The organism is Arthrobacter sp. P1_B11 (assembly GCF_056406715.1).
This window is the reverse complement of record NZ_JBFTZQ010000003.1, coordinates 134,820-153,235: the sequence shown is the minus strand read 5'-3', so window position 1 is coordinate 153,235 and position 18,416 is coordinate 134,820. Positions and strand designations below refer to the sequence as shown.

The following is an 18,416-nucleotide window of genomic DNA, read 5'->3' as shown; positions in this document are numbered from 1 at the left end:
CATGAAGCCTAAAGCACCGATTCCTGCCGCGGCTGAATTGAGCTGCGAAGTGTGCGGCCAGATGCCCGAGCCTCCCAAGACCCGCCTCACGGTGGCCAATGTCGCCGTCATGCTCCCCATCGAACTGCTGGTCCATGCCCTGGTGGTGCAGACACACCTGCCCTACCTGGCAAAGGTCCTGGTCCTCACGCTCACGGCCACCGTCCTGGTGATCTGGGTGGCGGAACCGTCGGCGGCGCGGATCCTGCGGCGCTGGCTTCACGCGCCCGCGCTGCGGCACCGGCGCCGGCTTGGCGCCGCTCCTGCCCTGTGGCGGGCCAGGACCGTTCTGCGGGACCAGCCCGGCTCCCTGAAGAAAATCACCCGGTCGCTGGCGCTGCTGGACGCCAATATCCTGAGCATTCATGTCCATCCCGTCCGCGGCGGCGTGATGGACGAATTCGTACTGTCGGCACCCGGGGAACTTGGCGAGCGCGAGCTGCTCGACGCGCTTGAAGACGGCGGCGGCAGGCATCCGCAGGTGTGGCCGACCACCGCCCTGGCGATGGCTGACGGGCAGACCAAGGCGCTGAGCCTCGCTGCGCGCATCGCCGCGACCCCCGGGGAGCTTCCGCTGGCTGTCGCCGAGCTGCTGTCCGCACGGATCCTCGATCCCGGTGCCGAATCCGCCCAGCTTCCGGGGGAAACGAACGACGCCGGGACCCTCCTTAAGATTCCGACGGCATGGCACGGACCCATCACCTTCTACCGCCCGGGCGAGCCTTTCACGCCCGCCGAATCGGCCCGGGCGCACCGGCTCGCGGAACTCGCCGAGATCCTGGCGCATGTGCCGGCGACTGAGGAAGGGATCCGTCCGGCGACCGCGCAGTCAAGTTAGACGGCGTAGCCAGGCCAGAGACAAGCCGCCGGCGGAAGCCGGCGGCTTGTTCCCTTGCGTCCGGGCATTTCAAGCGCGTCCGGGTCTTGGCCAGTCACAATCGGTAAATAGGGCCGGCGGCGGCCATCTGTCCCGAAACCCTTGACAGTGGGCCGCATCACTTCTACCTTGGATTTTGGGATCCCAAAACGGGATCCCAAATGAGATCCGAACAGGATCCCAGGAACATCAGGTATCGCCAGTGCTTCCGCCACTCAGACTTTGCCCTCCAGAATTCCCGCCGCCCACCCCGCGGCCGCACGTCTCCACCAGCATCACCCCCCAACAAATTTCAGATTCATCCAGCTCGATTCCCTGTCCGTAAACTTCCCCGTGAAGGAGAAGCTGTGTCCATTCCCAATACCGAAACAGTGACCGCAGAGGCTCAAGGCACCACCGGCCCCTCAGCCAACGGCAAGCCCGGCAAGGACGGCGTGCAACGGCGCACCAACGTCCGCTGGAAAATGTTCCTGCTCCTGCTCGTCCTGGTTTCCGTCAACTACATCGACCGGGGCTCCATCTCGGTAGCCCTGCCCATCATCCAAAAGGAGTTCAATCTCGCCCCTGAGCTTGTGGGCCTGCTGCTCTCCGCATTCTTCTGGACCTACGCCCTCATGCAGATCCCGGTCGGCCTGCTGATCGACAAGTTCGGTCCCCGCAAGGTGATGACCGCCTCCTGCGTTGGCTGGGGCGCCGCGACGGCCGCCTCGGGCATGGCCGGCGGCTTCCTGAGCATGTTCATCGCCCGCCTCGGCATCGGCATCACCGAAGCCGGCGTCATGCCGGCCGGCGGCAAGCTCAACGCCATCTGGATGCACAAGTCGGAGCGCGGCCGCGGTGCCACCATCCTGGACGCCGGTGCCCCGCTGGGTGCAGGCTTGGGCGGCATCCTCATCGCCGGCCTGATCGCCTCCACCGGCAGCTGGCGCAGTTCGTTCGTCATTGCCGGTGCCGCAACGGTCCTGATGGGCCTGGCCGTCTGGTGGTACGTCCGCGACAATCCGCGGCAGCACCGCGGCGTCAATGCCGCCGAAGCCGAGTACATCGAAGCCTCGCACGCTGCCGAGGATGCCGAAGCCGAGCTCGACGGCAGCAAGGGCAAGCGCGCCCTGCTGCCTTACCTGAAGTTCCGTTCCTTCTGGGCCATGTGCTTCGGCTGGCTCGGCTTCAACGGAGTGTTCTACGGCCTGCTGACCTGGGGCCCGCTCTACCTCGCCCAGGCCAAGGGCTTTGACTTGAAGACCATTGGCTGGTCCACGTTCGTGATCTTCGGGGCCGGCTTCGTGGGTGAAATCCTGGGCGGCACCATCGCGGACAAATGGCGGGCAACCGGCGCCTCGGCCAACCTCGTGATGCGCACACTCCTGGGCATCTCCAGTGTCGTGGTCATCGGCGGACTGGTAGGCGTCACGGTGGTCGCAGATCCCACGACGGCGGTTGTCCTGCTGTCCGTGGTCATGTTCTTCCTCCGCTGGGTGGGCCTCTTCTGGAGCATCCCCTCCATCCTGGGCGGCCGGACCAACGCCGGCGTGCTGGGCGGCGCCATGAACTTCAGCGGCAACATCTCCGGCTTCGTCACCCCGATCGCCGTGGGACTGATTGTCGGCGCCACCGGCTCCTACACCTGGGCACTGCTTTACTTCGTCGGATCCGCCATCATCATGGGCGTCTCCGTCCTCACCCTGAACTACAACAAGCGGCTTCCTGTCTAGGCCAGCCAGCCTAAGCTAGGCACCGCAGCACCTCCTCCCGCCGCCGGGAGCGCAACGTCACCCGAGAATCCGAATGGAGCACCATGCTTACCGCAGAAGAGACCCAGGACAAGGAACGCCCCCTCCGCGAGGCCGTCCGGGATACCCTCCGCACCCGGATTTTTGAAGGGCACTACGCTCCCGGCACGCGGCTGGTGGAACGCGATCTCGCCACAGAATTCAATGTGTCACGGCTCCCCGTCCGGGAAGCCCTGCGCATGCTCCGCATGGAAGGCCTCATCAGCGACCGCGGTGCCCGGGGCGCAGAAGTCAGCAGCCTCAGCTCCAAGGACGTCGAGGATCTGTTCGACGTCCGGGAGTCGCTCGAGGTGCTGGCCTGCCGGCTGGCAGCCGTCCGCGCCACCGGGGAGGACCTCGCCCGCCTCAAGGGCCTGCTCGATGAGGCGGAGCGCTGCCTCACCAAAGGTGCCGTGATGGAGGCGCACCGCGCCAACAGCGAATTCCATGACGCCATCACCGGCATCGCCGACAACAACTTCCTCAAATCGGCGCTGGAACCCCTCCAGGGCCGCATGCACTGGCTTTTCCGCCACGTCAGCGACCTGCCGGAACTGATCCAGGAACACCGGGAACTTTACGGTGCGATCGCCAGCGGCGACCCGGACCGGGCGGCTGCCCAGTCAGCGTCGCACATCGGCAAGTACCGCGAGCAGTTCCCCGAGGACTTCCAGAAAACCGAACCCACGCTGCATCGGAAGAAAAAATGAAACTGCTCGTCATCAACCCCAACATCAGCGACGACGTCACCGCCCTCATCGAGTCCGAGGCCCTGCGCTCCGCCTCGCCGGATACCGAGCTGGTGGTCCGCACCGCCGGGCGCGGCGTGGAGTACATCGAAACCCGCTTTGAGTCCCTGATAGCCGCCTGTGCCGTCGCCGAGATCATTGCCGAGCACGCCGGCGAAGTCGACGGCGTCGTGGTGGCCGCGTTCGGCGATCCCGGCATGCCGGCTCTGAAGGAACTCGCCGACGTGCCCGTCATCGGCATCACCGAGGCAGCCCTCTGCGCGGCCGCCCTGCAGGGGCACCGGTTCTCCATCATCGCCATTTCGGACCGGATCCGGCCGTGGTATCTGGACTGCGTGGAGCGCTTCGGCCTCGGGGGCCGGCTGGCATCCATCCGTTCCATCAATGAATCCCTGAACGCCATCGGCTCCGTGCAGCAGGACTTCAAGGAAACGCTGCTGGCACTCAGCCGGCAGGCCGTCGCAGCGGACGGGGCCGACGTCGTCATCCTGGCAGGTGCGCCGCTCGCCGGACTTGCCCGCGAACTCCGGGGGCAGATCCCCGTCCCCGTGGTGGACGGCATCTCCGCCGGCATCCGCATGGCGGAGGCCGTGGTGGGGCTCCAGTCCGGACACCACCGCGCCGGCGCCTTCGCACCGCCGCCCGTCAAGGCCCGCAGGGGGCTCTCGGAAAACCTCGACGCCGCCCTCACCACAGCGCAGAACGCCGCCCAGAGCACAGCCCACGCCGCCGCGGCCCCGTCCCACTAGTCCAACCGGCCCCACCAGCTTCCCCTACCGGCTTCGTCCCAAGGAGGACAAAGATGTCCCGCACTCCAGAACTCGTCATCGCCAACGGCACCGTGGTCAACAGCTTTGGCCGCCGGAACGCCCACATTGTCGTCCAGCACGGCAGGATCTCCCGGCTGGTCGATGCCTCCGAGCCCGCCCCCGCCGCTGCCCGCACCATCGACGCCACGGGCCGGCTCGTCATCCCCGGTGGCGTGGACGGCCACTGCCACGTGGCCCAGGTAACCGGACGCTTCCGGACCCTGGACGACTACCGCACCACCTCCACGGCAGCGCTGTGGGGCGGCACCACCACCATCATCGACTTCGGCATACCCCGCGACGCCCAGGAAACCCCGCTGGCAGCAGTGCTCAACAAGAAGGAGCTGGCGCGGGATTCCCGCTGCGACGTCGCCCTCCACGGCTCGGTGGTCAGCTGGGACGAGACGGTGCCGTGGCAGCTCGAACAGCTCGCCGCCAGGGGCGTCCGCTCGGTCAAGATGTACACCACCAACCGCGGCACCACCATGGCCGACGGGGACACCATCCTGAAGGTGATGCGCGAGATGGTCCGGCTGGACGGCCTCACCTATATCCACGCCGAACACGACCCCATCATCAGCGACTGCACGCAGCAGCATGCCGACGACGGCAGGATCGGCATCGAGCACCTGCACCGGACGCGCCCGGAGCTGGCCGAGGAAATCTCCGTCAAGGAAACGCTGGCCATGGCCGAATACACGGGCGCTCCCGTTTATTTCGTGCACCAGTCCACGCCCGGTGCCGTGGACCTGGTCAGCGAGGCCCGCGCCCGCGGCCAGGAGGCCTACTCGGAGACCTGCCCGCACTACCTCACCCTCGATGACTCCGTATACGGGGCGGCGTTTCCGGAGTGGTACGCCTGTTGCCCGCCGATTCGCAGCGCCGAAACCGTTGCCGCCCTGAAGGAACGGCTTGCCGCTGGCGCCATTCACACGGTCTCCTCGGACCATTCCTGCTACGACCTCTCCCAGAAGCGCGAGCGCACGGACGACATCCGTGCCATGCCGCACGGCCTGCCCGGCGTGGAAACACGGATGCCCGTCACGTTCAGCGCGATGATGGAATCCGCCGGGAACACCGTGGAGGACTTCGTTGAGGTCTTCTCCGCCGGACCGGCCCGGATCAACGCCGTCCCCCGCAAGGGGACCATCGCCGAGGGCTTCGACGCCGATCTCGTGGTCTTCGATCCCGCCGAACAACGCACCGTCGATGGCGCTAACCTGCACATGGGCACGGACTTCTCCCCGTTCGACGGCGTGGCACTCACCGGCTGGCCCGCGGTGGTGGTGTCAGCCGGACGCGTGGTGGTGGACGGCGACGGCTTCCACGATCCGGGACCCGTAGGCCGCTTCGTGGCCCGCAACGGCTTCCGCGAACACACCGCGGCAGCACCGGAACCGACCCCCGCGACCCTCTCTGCAGCACAGTAGGAGCATCCATGCCGTCCACAACTCGTAAGACCCGCATCGGCATGATCGTGCCGTCCTCCAACACCTGCCTGGAGCCGCAGAGCTACCGCATCCTGGGCGACCGGGATGACGTCACCATCCACTTCACGCGTATTCCCGTCACGCGGATCGCCCTCGACGATTCCTCGGACAAGCAGTTCGATCCGGCCGTCATGCGCGAAGCGGCCCGGCTGCTCGCGACGGCGGACGTGGACGTCATCGCCTGGAACGGCACCTCGGGCTCGTGGCTGGGAGCCGGCCATGACCGTGAGCTCGTTCGGGAAATTGCCGATGCCACCGGCGTTCCGGCCACGACGTCCACACTCGCCTATCTCGAGGCGTTCCGGTCCTTCGGCACCGAGCGGATCGGGCTGTTCACGCCGTACACGGAGGACGTCAACCACGCCATCATGGCGTCCTACGAGCGGGACGGCATCAAGACCCTCGGCCACCGGGCCCTGGGCCTGAGCGACAACGAGTCCTTCGGGCGGGTCACCGACCAGGAAATGCGGCCGGGCTCGCTGGACCTGGCGGCAGCCGCACCGGACGCCCTTATCTACCTGTGCACCAACCTTTACGGCGCCAACATCGCGGCGGAGATCGAGGCGGAAACCGGCGTTCCGGTGCTGGACTCGGTGGCCGTGACCCTGTGGCACTGCCTCAAACTTGCCGGGTCCCCCTTGCTCGCACCAAGGTGGGGCAGGCTGCTCGCGGACTGACCCCAGCCCGCTGGATTACAGCAGCCCGGACAAGGCAGACGGCGGCGGCCCGCCCACTGGGAGCGGCCCGCCGCCGTCGACATTTGACGCTGCAGCACGGCGCTGCCGTGCCGCTGCCACGCCGGGCGGGCTACATGCGGATCTTGAGTGCGCCGGGATCCAGCCTGATGGCCAGGTGCTTTCCGGCTCCCACGTGGTCACCGTCCAGCTGGAACTCCTGCTCGTGCTCCAGGGTCACCTCTGCGGACTTCCCCTGGAAGTACTCGGCCGATTCGGTCTCGTTCTTCCGCCGGCCAAAGATCCCGGCCGCCACGCCAAGCCAGCCGAGCCTGCCGCGGGGGGCAAGAATGAGCAGATCGAGGACACCGTCGTCGATCTTGGCCTCCGGAAAGATTTCGATTCCGCCCATGATCCGGCCGCAGTTGCCGATCATCACGCTGCGGATGCGGCGCTTGACCGGGTGTTTGCCGTCCACCTGAATGGTGGCCTTGACCGGCTTGCCGGGCAGCTTCCGGATTCCCGCCTCAACGTAGGCGAGCCAGCCCATGCGATCCTTGAGGACATCCACGGTGTCCGCCATGATCGCGGCGTCATAGCCCACGCCGGCCATCACCAGGAACACATTCTCGTCCTCGGAGTGGTCGAAGCTGCTCCTGACCACGTCCACGGTGCGTTCGGTGCCGTTCAGCACGTCGTACGCGGCTGCGACGGGGTCGCTGATGTCCACACCCATGTTGCGGGCCAGCAGATTCCCGGTCCCCAGGGGGATGAGCCCCAGCGGAGTGCCGGTTCCGGCGAGCACCTCGGCAACGCAGCGCACGGTTCCGTCGCCGCCGGCGGCGATGACGACGTCGACGCCCGCCTCCAGTGCCTCGCGCGCCTGCCCGACGCCGGGGTCCTCCTCCGTGGTTTCCAGCCAGAGCGGCTCCGCCCAGCCCTGTGTGTCACAGAGGCGGACCAGCGAGGCGCGGAGGTCGGAACCGACGGCCTTGACGGGGTTGATAACCACGGCTGCCCGTTGGGGTGAGGAGGCTTTGTTGGTTGTCATGGTGTCCTTCGACTTCAGTAAGGGCGGTTAGGCTGCGGAACTCAAATCGTAACCGCGTTGGCTGGAAATCCGCTGCAGCTGCCTACAGCGCTTTCACCGCCCCGAGCACCTTGGTAAGGGATTCCTTCGCGTCGCCGAACAGCAGCGTGGTCTGCGGCTCGTACATAAGATCGTTCTCGATCCCGGCGAATCCTGGCCGCAGTGAGCGCTTCAGGAAGACCACCTGCCGCGCGTCGGCGACTTCGAGGATGGGCATGCCATAGATCGGCGATCCGGAGGACGTCTTCGCGGCGGGGTTGACGACGTCGTTTGCGCCCACCACCAGCGCGACGTCGGCTGTCTTGAATTCGGAGTTGATCTCGCCCATCTCCTTAAGCGACTCATACGGCACATTGGCCTCGGCCAGCAGCACGTTCATGTGCCCGGGCATGCGCCCCGCCACCGGATGGATGGCGAAGTCCACCTTGATGCCGCGGGACTCCAGGGCCTGCGCCAGTTCGGCCGCGGTGTGCTGCCCCTGAGCCACGGCGAGGCCGTACCCGGGCACGATGATCACCCGCTGCGCGTAGCCCAGGAGCACCGCAACGTCCTCAGCGCTGGAGGAGCGCACGGGGCGGTCGCTCACCGCCGTCGACCCCGCCGTCGAACCTCCACGGAAGGCCCCGAACAGGATGCCGGCGACGCTGCGGCCCATGGCCGCCGCCATGGCCCGGGTGAGGATGGTGCCCGAGGCGCCCACCAGGGTGCCCGCCACCACCAGCAGCACGTTGCCCAGCACCAGGCCGGAGGCCGCGACCGCCAGGCCGGTGAAGGCGTTCAGCAGCGAGATCACAATGGGCACGTCCGCCCCGCCCACGGGCAGCACCAGCAGCACGCCGGCCAGCAGCCCCAGCAGCAGGAGCACCAGCGCGAGCGCCAGGGAACCGCCAAGAACCACCGCGACGGCGGCGCCCACCGCCAGGAGCAGCACGCCGCCCATGAGCACCGGCAGGCCCGGGAACACCACCGGGCGGGTGGTCATCAGCTCCTGCAATTTAGCGAACGTGATGCCGGAGCCCGCGAAGGACACGGCTCCGACCAGCAGGGTGAAGACGATGGCCAGGCGCACCCAGGGATCGTCGGCTTCCGGGAGCTCGAGCAAGGCCACGAGCGCGGCCGCGCCGCCACCCACGCCGTTGAAGAGCGCCACGAGCTGCGGCATCTGGGTCATCTTGACGCGCCGGGCCACCGGTGCGGCAACCCCGGATCCCACCGCGATGGCACCCAGGATCCACGGGACGTTGTCCAGCCTGGCGGAGAAGAAGACAGTCACGACGGCGATCAGGGCGCCGAATGCGCCGATGAGGTTGCCGCGGCGTGCGGTTCGCGGCGAGTTGAGGCCCTTGAGGGCCAGGATGAAGCACGCGGCCGCGGCAAGGTACAGCAGCCCGGTGAGGGTGGGGTCGAGGAGTGTCACCGGGCGCCGTCCTTGCTGTCGGACGCTTCCGACCGCGGCCGGTGGCCATCCGGCGGGACCGGCCTGCCACCGTTGCCCCTGCGGCCCCGGAACATCTCCAACATCCGGTCCGTCACCACGAAGCCGCCCACCAGGTTGGCGGTCGCGAGAACCACTGCGAGCAGGGCCACGGCCAGCACCCAGGGATGCGCGGCCTGGCCGGCGACGATGATGGCGCCCACGAGGATGATGCCGTGGATGGCGTTGGCGCCGGACATCAGCGGCGTGTGCAGGGTGCTGGAAACCTTGGAAACCACCTCGAAGCCCACGAAGACCGCCAGCACGGTGATCGTCAGCAGGCTGATGCCGTCCATCACACCACCCCCTCGTTCTCGGACGCCTTCTCGGCCTCGTCTTCCTGGCCGAGCGCCGCGAGTGCCTCTGCCGTCTGCGCATGCCGCACCACGCCGTCGTGCGTCAGGCAGGCACCGGCCACCACGTCGTCGTCGAAATCCGGGGCCACCGTGCCGTCGCAGGTCATCAGTGCCAGGAGGTTGGCCACGTTCTTCGCGTAGAGCCGCGAAGCGTCTGCGGGCATGGCGGACGGGGCGTCCTTCAGCCCTACGAGGGTGACGGCACCTCTTCCGTCGGCGGTCGGAATGTGCACGTCCCTGCCCGGCAGGGAGCCCTCCACGTTGCCGCCGGACTCCGCGGCGAGATCGACGACGACGGATCCCGCGCGCATGCCCTGCACCATCTCCCTGGTCACCAGGAGCGGTGCCCGCCTGCCGGGGATGGCCGCCGTCGTGATCAGCACGTCCGCTTCGGCGACATGCGGTGCCAGGAGCTGGCGCTGCAGCGCGCCGCGGTCCGCGCTGAGCTCCCGCGCGTAACCGCCGGACGCTTCGGCCGTTTCAAGGTCCAGTTTGATGAAGGTGCCGCCCATCGACGTCACCTCTTCCGCAGAGGAGGGTCTGATGTCGTTGGCCGAGACGCGCGCGCCGAGCCTCTTGGCCGTGCCGATGGCCTGCAGGCCGGCCACGCCGACGCCGAGGACCAGCACCCGCGCCGGCGGGACGGTTCCGGCCGCGGTCATGAAGAGGGGGAAGAACCGGGGCAACCGGATGGCCGCCTCGAGCACGCAGCGGTAGCCGGCCACGAGGGCCTGCGAGGACAGGGCGTCCATGGACTGGGCACGGGAGATCCGCGGCACGAGCTCCAGGGCGAACGAGGTGATGCCACCCTCGGACAGCGCCCGGACGGTGGCCAGCTCGGACGATGGCGAGGCCAGGCCCACGGTGACGGCCCCCCGGCGCAAGGCCGCCGCCGTCGGAGGCTCCAGCGGGTGGACATGGGCGTACACGTCGAGGTCCCCGATGTCGAGGTCCTGCACAATCTGGGCGCCCGCCTGGCGGTAGTCGTCGTCACCGTGCCCGGCGAAGACCCCCGCCCGGGACTCAACCAGCACCTCGAGGCCCAGTCCCGCCAGCTGCTTCACGGTCTCCGGCGTGGCGGCAACCCGCCGCTCGCCCTCCCGGCGTTCCCGCGCTATGCCCAGCTTCACCCGCCACTCCCCTTCCAACGGGTGCAGCGGCTCCTGCGTCGTGGGCTCTTCCCCTCGGGGCTCTTGCCTTGGGGCGGAACTCGCAAAGCGGCGCTGCTGCACGTAGTTGGCTAGAGTCTATGGCCCAGCGGCGCTGCGCGGCAGTAGCGGGGGCGTTACGGCTGGTGAACTCTTGGACCCGCCCGGGTCAGGCGTTCAGTGTCCGGTGGAGAAGTCCGAGGAAATCTTTTCCGCGGTGGCCACGATTTCCTTGCGCACGGAGTCCAGGAACGCCTCAGGGTCGGGCTGGGCCGCGACGGACTGGGCTTGGAGCGACACGTTGACCGCGGCCACGGCTTTGCTGCCGTGGTAGACCGGTGCGGCCACCGACATCAGGCCGAGTTCGAGCTCCTGGTCCAGCAGGCACCAGCCCTGGGCGCGAACGGTGTCCAGGACGGCCAGGAGGTCCTTCACGGTGCCGATGGCGCGGGGCGTGAGTGGCTTGATCTCGGCAGTCGACAGGTATTCCTTCAGCTGCTCGGGCGGGAGGGCGGCGAGGAGCACCCTGCCCATGGACGTGGCGTAGGCCGGGAAACGAGTGCCCACGGTGATGCCGATGTTCATGATCCGGCGCGTGGTGACGCGGGCGATGTACGCGATGTCCGTGCCGTCCAGCACCGCGGCCGAGGTGGATTCCCCCAGCTTGAGGGACAGCTCTTCGAGGTGCGGCTGGGCAAGCTGCGGAAGGGAGAGCCCGGAGAGGTATGCGTACCCGAGCTGCAGCACCTGGGCCGTGAGCGCGAAGGTCTTGCCGTCGGTGCGGACGTAGCCGAGCTCCACGAGCGTGTGCAGGAAACGGCGGGCGGTGGCGCGGGTCAGGTCGGTGCGGGCGGCCACCTCGGTGAGGGTCATGACGGCGTGGTCGGTGTCGAACGAGCGGATCACGGCCAGGCCGCGCGCCAGCGACTGCACGTACTGGTCGCTGGCCGTGGGCGCAGCATCAGCTTTCGGCGTGCGGCGTGCCTTCGGTGCGGTCCCTGCTGCTGCGTCGGTCATGGTTATCTATCCTATTGGCGCGAACGAACACTTGCGGCCCCCTCCCCCTGGCGCGAACGGGGATGAGGGGGTCGGGTTTCGACCGGCTCAACCAGCGACGGCGGGGGCTGCTGTAAGGGGCACCGGCACCAGGGCCTGGAGTTCCTCGAGGGTGCAGCCGAAAGTTTCGCGGACGGTGACGCCGTCGGGTCCCGTGAGGAACACCGCCTTGTCGGTGTACACCCGGGTCACGCAGCCCACGCCGGTGAGCGGGTAGGTGCACGCCTCGACGATCTTGGATGCGCCGTCCCGGGTCAGGAGCGTCATCATCACGAACACGTCCTTGGCGCCGGTGGCCAGGTCCATCGCTCCGCCCACGGCAGGAATCGCGTCCGGGGCGCCGGTATGCCAGTTCGCGAGGTCACCGGTCGCCGAGACCTGGAACGCGCCCAGGACGCAGATGTCCAGGTGCCCGCCGCGCATGATCGCGAACGAGTCGGCGTGGTGGAAGTAGGACGCCCCGGGCTGTTCGGTGACGGGGATCTTGCCTGCATTGATGAGGTCGCCGTCGATCTGGTCGCCCTCGGCGACCGGGCCCATGCCCAGCATGCCGTTCTCGGTGTGGAGCGTGATGTTCTGCTCCGGCTGAAGGTAGTTGGAGACCAGGGTGGGCTGGCCGATTCCGAGGTTCACGAAGGAGCCGGGTTTGATGTCCCGTGCCACGAGGCGGGCGAGGTCGTCGCGGCCCAGGGGCGTCTCGCTGGTCTGAAGGGATGCTGTCTGTGCGTTCATCTCAGGCCACCTGTTCTGTCTTGCCGGCGGCGGTGTTCACGCGGACAATGCTGTTGACGTAAATGCCGGGGGTCACGACGTTCTCCGGGTCCAGCCCGCCCGTGGGCAGGATCTCGGAGACCTGGACGATCGTGTGCTTGGCCGCTGCGGCCATGATCGGGCCGAAGTTCCGTGCGGTCTTGCGGTACACCAGGTTTCCGACGCCGTCGGCCTTGAGTGCCTTGATGAGGGCGACGTCGGCGTGGATGGGGGTCTCGAAGACCTGGCCGCGGCCGTCGATGATCCGGGTTTCCTTGCCCTCGGCCAGCATGGTGCCGTAGCCGGTGGGCGTGAAGAAACCGCCGATGCCGGCGCCGGCGGCCCGGATGCGCTCGGCCAGGTTGCCCTGCGGCACGAGCTCCAGCTCAATCTCGCCGGCCTTGTACTTGGCGTCGAAGTGCCAGGAGTCGGACTGCCGCGGGAACGAGCAGATCATCTTGCGCACCCGCCCTTCCTTGATCAGCAGGGCCAGGCCCTGGTCGCCCTGGCCGGCGTTGTTGTTCACCACGGTCAGGTCAGTCGCGCCGCCCTCCAGCAGCGCGTCGATCAGTTCAAACGGCTGGCCGGCGTTGCCGAACCCGCCGATCATCACCGTGGAGCCGTCCTTGATGCCGGCAACGGCCTCGCCGACGGTGTCAATGAAATGCAGCATGGTCAGCCCTTAACTCCCGAAGTAACGTTCTCAAGCACCACGGCGAGGCCCTGCCCGACGCCGATGCAGATCGCAGCGACGCCCCAGCGCTCACCGGACGCTTGCAGGCTGCGGGCGAGCGTGCCGAGGATCCGGGCGCCGGAGGCGCCCAGCGGGTGGCCCATCGCGATGGCGCCGCCGTGCCGGTTCACCATCGAATGGTCGATGCCCCAGGCGTTGATGCACGCCAGGGACTGCGCGGCGAACGCTTCGTTAAGTTCGACGGCGCCCACCTGGTCCCAGCCGATGCCCGCCTTCTCGAGGGCCTTATTCGCCGCCTCCACCGGGGCGTAGCCGAAGTACTGCGGATCGTTGGCATGCGCGCCGCGGCCCGCGATCCGGGCCAAAGGCTCCATGTTCAGCAGCCCGGCGGCGTTCTCGGATCCGATCCAGGCCGCAGACGCGCCGTCGGACAGCGGGGACGCGTTCCCGGCGGTGACGGTGCCGTTCTCGGCGCGGAACACGGTCTTGAGCCCGGCGAGCTTCTCCACCGAGGACCCGGCACGGATGCCTTCGTCCCGGACCAGGTCCGTGCCCGGCACCGGCGCCACGAGGTTGTCATAGAACCCCTCGTCCCAGGCCGCAGCCGACAGGTTGTGGGAGTTCGCGGCGAACTCGTCCTGTTGCTCGCGGGTCACGCCGTACTTCTCGCGCAGCCGCTCGGTGGCCTCGCCCAGGGAAATGGTCCACTCCTTCGGCATCGCCTTGTTCACCAGGCGCCAGCCCAGCGTGGTGGACGCCAGGGTCATGTCGCCGGCCGGGTATGGTCTTTCGGTCTTGGGCAGCACCCAGGGTGCCCGGGACATGGATTCGGCGCCGCCGATGAGCATCAGCTCGGCGTCCCCTGCGTTGATCTGGCGGGAGGCGATGATCGCCGCATCCAGGGATGAGCCGCAGAGCCGGTTGACCGTGGTGCCCGGGATCGAGACCGGTAAACCGGCCAGCAGCGTGCCCATCCTGGCGATGTTGCGGTTCTCCTCACCGGCGCCGTTGGCGTTGCCGAAGACGACCTCGTCGATCCGCTCCACGTCGAGCTGCGGCGCGCGCTTTACGGACTCGCTGATCACATGCGCGGCAAGGTCATCCGGGCGGACCCCGGCAAGGCCGGAGCCGAACTTACCGAAAGGGGTGCGTACGGCGTCGTACACAAAAGCCTGATTCATGCGTTGTCCATTTCTGTGTTGTCCATTGCTGCGTTGTCCATTGCTGCGTTGTCCATTGCATGGAAGACCTGCTGGGCGGTCTTGAAGGCGGTGTTGGCGGAGGGGACTCCGCAGTAGATGGCGGTCTGAAGCAGGATTTCCTTGATTTCGTCCCTGCTCAGGCCGTTGGTGATGGCGGCGCGGATGTGCATGGCCAGTTCTTCCCAGTGCCCGTGCGCCACCATGGCGGTGATGGTGACGGCGGAGCGCATCTGGCGCGGGAGGCCGGGACGGGTCCAGATCCCGCCCCACGCGATGCGGGTGATCATGTCCTGGAAGTCCTCGGTGAAGGAGTCCTTGTTGGCGTTGGCGCGGTCCACGTGCGCGGCGCCGAGCACCTCGCGCCGGACCACCATGCCGCCGTCGTAAATTTCCTGGCTGGTGGCGTCCGGCTGGACTACACCGTTGCGTTCTGGCCCGTTGCGTTCGGGGGCGTTGCGTTCGGGGGCGGTCACTTGGCTTCCCCCCGTGATTCGCTCCAGGTGATGAGGCTCCGGAGCAGCTCGGCAACGTGGGCGGGCGCCTCGGCCGGAGCCAGGTGCGCCACGCCTTCAAGGGTGACGGCCGAGGCCGTGCCGCCCCCTGCCGTAATTCCTGCCGCCACTTCTTCGGCCAACGCCGGCGTCGCCACACCGTCCTCGGCGCCCGCGACGGCCTGGGTGGGGACGGTGATGCTGCCGAGCTGGTCCCGGACGTCGAAGCCGGCCAGGGCCTCGCAGCAGAAAGCGTAGCTGAACCGGTCGGCGTCGCGGAGGGCGTGCAGGAGGCGGCTGCTGAGCTCCGGTTCGCGGTCCATGAACCCCGGGCCGAACCAGCGCTCGGCCGAACCCTGGATCATCACGGGAGTTCCCTGCGTCCTGACTGTTTCAGCACGTTCCAGCCAGCCCTCCGGTGTGCCGAGCTTGGCGCCCGAGCACTGCACGGACAGACTCTTGAGGCGGTCGCCGTGCTTGATGCCGAGCTGCAGGCCGGTGGCTCCGCCGAGGGAGACGCCTGCGTAGTGGAATCTCTCGCCGGGGGCGAGCGAGTCGACAAGCCCGACGACGGCGTCGGCGAGGTCCGCGACGCTGAACGTTTCCGACGCGGCAGGCGACACACCATGCCCGGGCAGATCCCAGGCCACGATGTCAAAGTCGCCGCCCAGCAGGGAGCCGGCCTGGGTCCAGAGCACCGAGGAGGTGCCGAGCGACGGCCCCACCACCAGGAGCGGTTTCCCGCCCAGAGCGCGCTGGGGCGAAAGCAGCACTGCCTTCACTGTTGGTCTAGCCACGGGAGTCTCCGTTTCGGTCTGTTTCGGTTGGGGTTGGCGCATAGTCGGGGAAGGCGGCCAGGATCCGGCGGGAAATTTCGGCGGCCTGGCCGAGGTAGCTCGCGGGGTCCAGCAGTTCGTCCAGCCTTGCGTCGGAGAGCCGGTCAGCCGGAACCGCTTCCCGAAGGAGCCGGCGGTACGTGGCGCCCTGTTCGGCGGCCGGCACCTCCAGGGTTCTGTCCACCACCGACTGAAGCTGCTGCTTTCCGTCACCACCGGCCCCGCCCTCACCCAGCAGGGGCGCCACTGCTGCGGACACGCCCTCGCTCAGGAGCAACGGCCCGGACAGGTCCAGGTTGCGGCGCATGCCCTCCGGGAAGACCTGCAGCCCTTCGGCCAGTTCGCGGACGTGACCGGCGGCCCCCAAGGCCAGGGCGAGCAGCCGGCGCAGGGCCGGCCATTCGGTGTGCCAGGCGCCGTCGGGGCGTTCGTCGTTGAAGGTGGCGGCGGCCAGGTGCATCTGGGCGGCCAGGCCGGGAGCCTGGAGCGCTGCGCTGCGGACCAACACGGAGAGCACCGGGTTCTGCTTCTGAGGCATGGCCGAGGAGACGCCACGGCCGGGTGCCCGGGGTTCGGCCAGTTCAGCCACCTCGGGCCGGCTCAGGAACAGGACGTCCGCGGCGATCTTGCCCAGCGCGTCCACCACCGCGGCCAGGGAATCCCCCAGCGCGGTGACGGTGAACCGGTTGGTGTGCCACGGTGCCGGTGTTCGGGCGAGACCCAGCTGCGCGGCCAGGTCGTCCGCGAGGCCAAAGGGGTCCGTGGCCGAGCCCACGGTCAGCGCGGTGCCGGCGGCCAGCGTTCCCGCAGCGCCGCCGGTCTGCACCGGCAGCTCGAGTGCCTCGAGCCGGCGTGCGGCGGCGGCCAGCCCGTGGAACCACTGCGCAGCCTTCAGCCCGAACGTGAACGGCAGTGAATGCTGCGTCAGGCTCCTGCCGACGCACAGCGTGTCCGTGTGCTGTCGGGCCAGGCGGGCGAGCGCCGTCGTCGTGCCCTTCACGTCTGCGAGCAGGGCCGAAACGGTGTTCCGGGCCAGCAACATGAGGGCGGTGTCCAGCACGTCCTGGCTGGTCAGTGACGTGTGCACGGCGCGGGCAGCACCCACGTTGCTCGTATCCAGGGCTATGACCTGCGCGCGGAAATCCGCCAGCAGCGGGATCACCGGGTTGCCGCCGCCCTGCGCCCGGCGGGAAATATCGGCAAGATCGTAGCGGGACGCGTCGGCCGCATGGGCTACTACGGCCGCTGAGCCGGCCGGAACGAGATCGGCCTTCTCCAGCACGGCGGCCCAGCCGGCCTCGACGGCGAGAATCGCCGCCAAGAACGCACGGTCACCGGTCAGTGCCGCCACCAGGGGCGACGCCGACACGGGACTGAGCAGCCCGACGTCACCGTCGGTGCCGGCTGGCTGGGGAGTGGTCACTGGGCGGCACCCTCGGTTCCGGTTCCCTCGAAGTCGAGGAAGACGGTTTCGCCCTCGCCCTGGAGACGGATGTCCCAGGTGAGTCCGCCGTCGGCGTCGCGGCGGGCAATCAGCGTCTTGCGGCGCTCGGGGTCCAGTGAGGACAGCAGCGGGTCCTTCGCCAGTGCTTCCTCGTTCTCCGGCAGGTAAACGCGCGTGAAGAGGCGGTTCATCAGGCCGCGGGCAAAGATGGCGACCGAGATGAAGGCGGCTGCGCCGGGCTCCGTGGGGCCGGGGTTGACCGTGGTGAAGGTGTACACGCCGGAGTTGCCCACGGCGCTGCGGCCGAAGCCGGTGAAGGTGTAGCCGTCGCGGACCAGCGACCCGGTGCGGCGGACAATGTTGCCGTCGGAATCCGGCTGCCAGATCTCGAGGATGGCGTCGGGAATGGCGTGCCCGGCGCCGTCGTACACGGTGCCCTGGAGGCGGACGGACCCCGGCGAGCCGGGAGCCAGCAGCTCGCGGTCCTTGTCGTAGGGCAGCGCGTAGCCGTAGAAGGGGCCCACGGTCTGGCCGGGTGTTGCGGTGAGTTTACTCATGGTCGTCTCCGTCTGCTCCGAGGGCCTCGTTTTCGGTCCAGGTCCGCTTGGAACCGGTCAGGACTATGTCCCAGTTGTAGCCCAGGGCCCATTCGGGCTGGGTAAGGTCGTGGTCGTAGTCGGCCACGAGCCGGTCACGGGCGTCCTGGTCAACGATCGACTGGTAGATCGGGTCGAGCGGGAAGAGCTGGTCCCCCGGGAAGTACATCTGGGTGACGATCCGCTGGGTGAACTCCGTGCCGAACAGGGAGAAGTGGATGTGCGCGGGCCGCCAGGCATTGAGGTGGTTCTTCCACGGGTAGGCGCCGGGCTTGATGGTGGTGAACCGGTAGGAGCCGTCCGGGCCGGTGATGCAGCGGCCCACACCGGTGAAGTTTGGGTCCAGGGGTGCCGGATGCTGGTCGCGCTTGTGGATGTAGCGGCCGGAGGAGTTGGCCTGCCAGATCTCCACAAGCTGGCCGGCCACGGGGCGGCCGTCGCCGTCCAGCACGCGGCCGGCAACGATGATGCGTTCGCCCTGGGGCTCGCCGTTATGCTGGATGGTGAGATCCGATTCCAGGGCGTGCACGTCCTGGTGCCCGAACGCCGGGGAGTACAGCTCGATGGTCTCCGGGTCTGCGTGGTGCAGGCTCTTGGTGGGGTGGCGAAGGATGCTGCTGCGGTACGGGGCGAAGTCCAGCCGCGGCTGGGTTTCCCTCTTCGCACCGCCCTTCACTGCCTCGGCGTAGGCCTCTCCGAGTGCCTTGATCTCCGCGCTGAGGTCCTGCTGGGTTTCCACGAAGGGTGCAGGCGTCTGGGCGGCAGTCTGGGGCGCAGCAGTCTGGGGCGCAGCGGGCACTGCGTCGGACAGGTCCTCGGTGAGCGCATCGGCGTTGTACGTCTCAAGGTTCAGGTCTTCAGGCACAGCAGCC

19 protein-coding genes are annotated in these 18,416 nt (G+C 68.2%); 6 read left to right on the top strand and 13 right to left on the bottom strand.

The genetic code is table 11. The features are described 5' to 3' along the window. Position 1 precedes the first annotated feature (1 nt). The 6 genes from AC1D14_RS04120 to AC1D14_RS04095 all read left to right on the top strand — a co-directional run bounded on the left by AC1D14_RS04120 (position 2) and on the right by AC1D14_RS04095 (position 6,410). Positions 2-877 carry an ACT domain-containing protein gene (locus tag AC1D14_RS04120; protein WP_230120808.1) on the top strand — a complete coding sequence of 292 codons (876 nt, stop codon included), beginning with the start codon at positions 2-4 and terminating at the stop codon, positions 875-877. Positions 878-1,263: 386 nt separating this feature from the next. Continuing rightward, positions 1,264-2,628: an MFS transporter gene (locus tag AC1D14_RS04115; protein WP_230120002.1), complete on the top strand. Its 1,365-nt coding sequence runs from the start codon at positions 1,264-1,266 to the stop codon at positions 2,626-2,628. An 83-nt stretch (positions 2,629-2,711) separates the two neighbouring features. After that, entirely contained in the window at positions 2,712-3,395 is a 684-nt protein-coding gene (locus AC1D14_RS04110; protein ID WP_230120003.1) for a GntR family transcriptional regulator, read from the top strand. Then, positions 3,392-4,183: an aspartate/glutamate racemase family protein gene (locus AC1D14_RS04105; RefSeq protein ID WP_230120004.1), complete on the top strand. Its 792-nt coding sequence runs from the start codon at positions 3,392-3,394 to the stop codon at positions 4,181-4,183. Before AC1D14_RS04110 ends, AC1D14_RS04105 begins: the two co-directional genes overlap by 4 nt. A 53-nt stretch (positions 4,184-4,236) precedes the next feature. Continuing rightward, the gene (locus AC1D14_RS04100) at positions 4,237-5,673 is read left to right on the top strand and encodes an amidohydrolase family protein (protein ID WP_476968077.1); all 1,437 of its coding nucleotides are present in this window, start codon (positions 4,237-4,239) and stop codon (positions 5,671-5,673) included. Positions 5,674-5,681: 8 nt separating this feature from the next. After that, positions 5,682-6,410, top strand: coding sequence for a maleate cis-trans isomerase family protein (locus AC1D14_RS04095; RefSeq protein WP_230120006.1), 729 nt, complete (start codon positions 5,682-5,684; stop codon positions 6,408-6,410). Between the two features lie 130 nt (positions 6,411-6,540). Here the strand turns inward: AC1D14_RS04095 and AC1D14_RS04090 are convergent, their stop codons facing one another. The 13 genes from AC1D14_RS04090 to pcaH form a co-directional block, all read right to left on the bottom strand. Then, on the bottom strand, positions 6,541-7,458 hold the full coding sequence (locus AC1D14_RS04090) for a diacylglycerol/lipid kinase family protein (protein ID WP_230120007.1): 918 nt from the start codon (positions 7,456-7,458) through the stop codon (positions 6,541-6,543). Positions 7,459-7,540: 82 nt separating this feature from the next. After that, positions 7,541-8,914: an NAD(P)(+) transhydrogenase (Re/Si-specific) subunit beta gene (locus AC1D14_RS04085; RefSeq protein WP_230120008.1), complete on the bottom strand. Its 1,374-nt coding sequence runs from the start codon at positions 8,912-8,914 to the stop codon at positions 7,541-7,543. Further along, positions 8,911-9,267, bottom strand: coding sequence for an NAD(P) transhydrogenase subunit alpha part 2 (locus tag AC1D14_RS04080; RefSeq protein ID WP_230120009.1), 357 nt, complete (start codon positions 9,265-9,267; stop codon positions 8,911-8,913). The genes AC1D14_RS04085 and AC1D14_RS04080 overlap by 4 nt, the downstream gene beginning before the upstream one ends. Beyond that, positions 9,267-10,457, bottom strand: coding sequence for a Re/Si-specific NAD(P)(+) transhydrogenase subunit alpha (locus AC1D14_RS04075; RefSeq protein WP_230120010.1), 1,191 nt, complete (start codon positions 10,455-10,457; stop codon positions 9,267-9,269). The genes AC1D14_RS04080 and AC1D14_RS04075 overlap by 1 nt, the downstream gene beginning before the upstream one ends. A gap of 195 nt (positions 10,458-10,652) precedes the next feature. Next, the gene (locus AC1D14_RS04070; protein WP_230120011.1) at positions 10,653-11,492 is read right to left on the bottom strand and encodes an IclR family transcriptional regulator domain-containing protein; all 840 of its coding nucleotides are present in this window, start codon (positions 11,490-11,492) and stop codon (positions 10,653-10,655) included. Between the two features lie 87 nt (positions 11,493-11,579). Continuing rightward, complete coding sequence (locus tag AC1D14_RS04065) at positions 11,580-12,263, bottom strand: 3-oxoacid CoA-transferase subunit B (RefSeq protein ID WP_476968076.1); 684 nt, start codon at positions 12,261-12,263, stop codon at positions 11,580-11,582. Between the two features lies 1 nt (position 12,264). Next, a complete protein-coding gene (locus tag AC1D14_RS04060; protein WP_476968075.1) occupies positions 12,265-12,954 on the bottom strand; it encodes a 3-oxoacid CoA-transferase subunit A in 690 nt (229 codons plus the stop codon). Between the two features lie 2 nt (positions 12,955-12,956). Beyond that, positions 12,957-14,156 carry a thiolase family protein gene (locus AC1D14_RS04055; RefSeq protein ID WP_476968074.1) on the bottom strand — a complete coding sequence of 400 codons (1,200 nt, stop codon included), beginning with the start codon at positions 14,154-14,156 and terminating at the stop codon, positions 12,957-12,959. Next, on the bottom strand, positions 14,153-14,650 hold the full coding sequence (gene pcaC, locus AC1D14_RS04050) for a 4-carboxymuconolactone decarboxylase (protein WP_476968073.1): 498 nt from the start codon (positions 14,648-14,650) through the stop codon (positions 14,153-14,155). The genes AC1D14_RS04055 and pcaC overlap by 4 nt, the downstream gene beginning before the upstream one ends. Continuing rightward, a complete protein-coding gene (locus tag AC1D14_RS04045) occupies positions 14,647-15,465 on the bottom strand; it encodes an alpha/beta fold hydrolase (protein ID WP_476881170.1) in 819 nt (272 codons plus the stop codon). Before AC1D14_RS04045 ends, pcaC begins: the two co-directional genes overlap by 4 nt. Then, on the bottom strand, positions 15,458-16,927 hold the full coding sequence (locus AC1D14_RS04040) for a lyase family protein (protein WP_476968072.1): 1,470 nt from the start codon (positions 16,925-16,927) through the stop codon (positions 15,458-15,460). Before AC1D14_RS04040 ends, AC1D14_RS04045 begins: the two co-directional genes overlap by 8 nt. Beyond that, positions 16,924-17,505, bottom strand: coding sequence for a protocatechuate 3,4-dioxygenase subunit alpha (gene pcaG / locus AC1D14_RS04035; protein WP_230120018.1), 582 nt, complete (start codon positions 17,503-17,505; stop codon positions 16,924-16,926). Before pcaG ends, AC1D14_RS04040 begins: the two co-directional genes overlap by 4 nt. Further along, complete coding sequence (gene pcaH / locus AC1D14_RS04030) at positions 17,498-18,409, bottom strand: protocatechuate 3,4-dioxygenase subunit beta (RefSeq protein ID WP_476881172.1); 912 nt, start codon at positions 18,407-18,409, stop codon at positions 17,498-17,500. Before pcaH ends, pcaG begins: the two co-directional genes overlap by 8 nt. Positions 18,410-18,416 lie beyond the last annotated feature (7 nt).

What these genes read in the sequence shown, in the direction of transcription:
- AC1D14_RS04120 (WP_230120808.1), top strand. Translation starts at nt 2, where the DNA reads ATGAAGCCTAAAGCACCGATTCCTGCCGCGGCTGAATTGAGCTGCGAA.
- AC1D14_RS04110 (WP_230120003.1), top strand. Translation starts at nt 2,712, where the DNA reads ATGCTTACCGCAGAAGAGACCCAGGACAAGGAACGCCCCCTCCGCGAG.
- AC1D14_RS04105 (WP_230120004.1), top strand. Translation starts at nt 3,392, where the DNA reads ATGAAACTGCTCGTCATCAACCCCAACATCAGCGACGACGTCACCGCC.
- AC1D14_RS04100 (WP_476968077.1), top strand. Translation starts at nt 4,237, where the DNA reads ATGTCCCGCACTCCAGAACTCGTCATCGCCAACGGCACCGTGGTCAAC.
- AC1D14_RS04095 (WP_230120006.1), top strand. Translation starts at nt 5,682, where the DNA reads ATGCCGTCCACAACTCGTAAGACCCGCATCGGCATGATCGTGCCGTCC.
- AC1D14_RS04090 (WP_230120007.1), bottom strand. Translation starts at nt 7,458, where the DNA reads ATGACAACCAACAAAGCCTCCTCACCCCAACGGGCAGCCGTGGTTATC.
- AC1D14_RS04080 (WP_230120009.1), bottom strand. Translation starts at nt 9,267, where the DNA reads ATGGACGGCATCAGCCTGCTGACGATCACCGTGCTGGCGGTCTTCGTG.
- AC1D14_RS04070 (WP_230120011.1), bottom strand. Translation starts at nt 11,492, where the DNA reads ATGACCGACGCAGCAGCAGGGACCGCACCGAAGGCACGCCGCACGCCG.
- AC1D14_RS04065 (WP_476968076.1), bottom strand. Translation starts at nt 12,263, where the DNA reads ATGAACGCACAGACAGCATCCCTTCAGACCAGCGAGACGCCCCTGGGC.
- AC1D14_RS04060 (WP_476968075.1), bottom strand. Translation starts at nt 12,954, where the DNA reads ATGCTGCATTTCATTGACACCGTCGGCGAGGCCGTTGCCGGCATCAAG.
- AC1D14_RS04055 (WP_476968074.1), bottom strand. Translation starts at nt 14,156, where the DNA reads ATGAATCAGGCTTTTGTGTACGACGCCGTACGCACCCCTTTCGGTAAG.
- pcaG (WP_230120018.1), bottom strand. Translation starts at nt 17,505, where the DNA reads ATGAGTAAACTCACCGCAACACCCGGCCAGACCGTGGGCCCCTTCTAC.